This window comes from Campylobacter concisus, from assembly GCF_002913865.1.
Lineage (GTDB): Bacteria > Campylobacterota > Campylobacteria > Campylobacterales > Campylobacteraceae > Campylobacter_A > Campylobacter_A concisus_AM.
Map to the genome: position 1 here is coordinate 1 of NZ_POYX01000040.1, position 2,763 is coordinate 2,763.

The 2,763-nt window shown below is 31.6% G+C and carries 2 protein-coding genes and 1 pseudogene; all 3 read right to left on the minus strand.

The window, feature by feature from the left end:
* A pseudogene (locus CYP77_RS10125) lies at window positions 1-381 on the minus strand (hypothetical protein); the annotation flags it as partial.
* A 101-nt stretch (window positions 382-482) separates the two neighbouring features.
* Window positions 483-1,919 (minus strand): hypothetical protein, encoded by a 1,437-nt coding sequence (locus tag CYP77_RS09930; RefSeq protein WP_181001472.1) that lies wholly within the window; start codon window positions 1,917-1,919, stop codon window positions 483-485.
* Between the two features lie 2 nt (window positions 1,920-1,921).
* Window positions 1,922-2,551, minus strand: coding sequence for a tRNA 2-selenouridine synthase (locus tag CYP77_RS02480; protein WP_103599676.1), 630 nt, complete (start codon window positions 2,549-2,551; stop codon window positions 1,922-1,924).
* Window positions 2,552-2,763: the final 212 nt, after the last annotated feature.

Sequence of the window (2,763 nt, forward strand, 5' to 3'; positions counted from 1 at the left end):
AACCATATCTTCTATAAAAATTCCTTTGGCTGTCAAATAATCATCTTTCATACCATATTTTTTATAGACCATTTTTGCATATTCATCTTTTTTAAGCTGCCATTGTTTATATAACAAAGAATTTGTATTTTTAAATTCCTTATTAAGCTCATTTCTATAGTTGTCTTTATTTGCTTTCATATTTGTTTCTGATAGTTTTATTTCTCTTTCCCTTTTCTCTATCTCTTCAACAAATTTTTGATTAAATATATAAACCCCACCATATTTACTAGCTAAATTTTCTAGTTCTGAGTTGCTTATCTTATTGCTTGCTTGGTTTGCAGAGCAGGCTATTAAAAATATGCTTGTTAGCAGTAGAAGTATAATGCCTATAAATTTCATCCTATATCCTTTTAGAAAATTTATTTTGCTTATTTTATTGTCATTATATTTATAATATTATTAATTTATTATGCTTTATTTGTAGATTGTTAAATTTTTTATTAGGCAACTAATATATTTATAAGATGTAGCTTGTCTGTATTTTTATAGTCAAATTCTGCCCCATCACCTACTCTAGTAAGTGGTTCTAGTCCATATCTAAATCCAAGGTCAGATATCACCGAAGTGCTTGGCTCATAGAGTTGGTTCCACTCTCTTTTAAAGCTATCCTCACCACTATCATCACTAGCGTCAAATAGTCCCTCGTCATTTTTATCATAAATTTTATGTCTGACACTATCGCAGTGGTGTATCTCTACTTCATGGCTTCCTTTGCTAGATTTATTGATATTAGAGCTTACCTCTTTATCTCCTACTTCCTTGCAAGCTTTCTCATTATCTTTGATAGTATCTACACACTCTTTTAGTGTGCTATTGTCATCTTTAAAGCCAAACATACCCTTTATCTTTTTAAAGATAGAGCTAGCTATCTTTCCTACAAAGCCATTTGGATCAAGCACTCTTGCTATCCACCTTACACCTTTTAGTATTGCCTTAGCTATAAAGCTAACAAATCTTAAAGATATAGTGAGCAAACTAGCATATATACCACCAAAGCCAGGAGCGTTAAAAGTATATAGCTCTTTTACATCTTTAGTGTATAAAAAGGCAAAGGACTGCGCTAGATGGCCACCTAAGCTGTGGCCTGATAAGACAAGATTAGAGACTTCGCTTTTATCGTTTGGATTTAAATTTAGCTTATGCTCTCTTATAGCATCATACATATCACCTTTTAGCATAGCCATAGAGGCTATTTGGCTTAGTCCTGCACCTAAAAAGGTTATCATGCCATCAGCCAAAACTAAGTCATTAAGCTCAGTTTCAGTTCCCCTAAAGCCTATGATGTAGTTTTTAAATTTACTATCATAAAAGAGTGTCGAGCTAAAGCCAGTGATAGATGTATTTTTGATGTGATGGACTAGCTCATAGCGATTGACAAAGGCTTTTGTGCGAAGGGAAATTTGGTGGAAGTTTGGCTTGTTGACAAAAACGTAAGACTCTTTGGTTATCTTATCAGTATAGACAAAACTTTGAATTTCATTATTTATAGGTTTTACTTCAGGCTTTTCACCTTCGCTAGATATAGGTTTTTCTATTACCATATCTTGATTAAAGCGTGCTTCAATGGTTAGGGCATAGGCGGTTGGGTCACCTGCTTTTCTTACAATATTTCCATCTTTATCCTGAATGCTATCGTTTAAAATATCACCCTTTCTGATATTGTCTTTATATCTCCAAACGGGCTTTTTTATCTCTTGTTCTTTGTATGAATTTACAATGTTTTCAGGGACGTTTTCTTTGCCAGATTTGGCGTATAGATCATCTAACCCATTTTTCTCATTCTCACTTACCCAGTGAAGCATTGCATAACTTGCATCTGCTATATCTGCATAGTCTTTAAATTTAAGTATTTGTTCTTTGGTTGAAATTTGGCTCATTGTTATTTCTCTAAATAAAATTTATTGTCATTGATGATATATCTAGTTTCAGTATCTTTTAGTCTAAATCCCCTACCTTCATCGCCATATAGACCATAGTTAGTTACTTTAAAACTATAAGAAACTCCCATAGTTATAGGTATGGCTTCATCATTGTCATTTATATAAAAGTATTCAGTATTTATGCTAGGTGGATACTTATTAAAATTTTCTTCTCCTATAAATTCTTTTACTTTACTGCTATATCCTTGAGCTATCTTAGGCTGTTTTTTAAATTTCCTAGCATAGTCGCCTTTGTCAGTATAGTATGGCTTGCCATTTGAGAGTGTTTGTTGCATTTTAGGATTGTCATAAAATTCTAGCTTTAAAATTTCTCTCATTTTTTTATTTCTCTCATTTTTATTAGGTATCGTCTTTATTCTTTCTAAAATTTCTTTTCTCTTGTTGTCTCTTATTTGCTCTTGTTTTTCTATCTCATCATAGAATTTCTTATTAAATATATAAACCCCACCATATTTCTTGCCAAGCTCTTTTATTTCAGAGTTACTCGCGTTGTTGCTTGCTTGATTTGCAGAGCAAGCTATTAAAAATATGCTTGTTAGTAGTAGAAGTATAATGCCTATAAATTTCATCCTATATCCTTTTAGAAGATTTATTTTGCTTATTTTATTGTCGCTATATTTACGTTACGATTAATTACCTCGCTTTTAAATTTTTAATCCTTAAGAAAAAGAATTAATATTAAGAGTAAAATAGGCTCTTTTAGGCGAAATTTCGCAAATGGCGTATCTGCCAAATATTGATAAAGAATTTCAATATTTTTTACTATCAAAATGAGCCAAAT

Excerpts from the sequence above, each read along its gene's own strand:
- CYP77_RS09930 (WP_181001472.1), bottom strand. The coding sequence starts at position 1,919 with ATGAGCCAAATTTCAACCAAAGAACAAATACTTAAATTTAAAGACTAT.
- CYP77_RS02480 (WP_103599676.1), bottom strand. The coding sequence starts at position 2,551 with ATGAAATTTATAGGCATTATACTTCTACTACTAACAAGCATATTTTTA.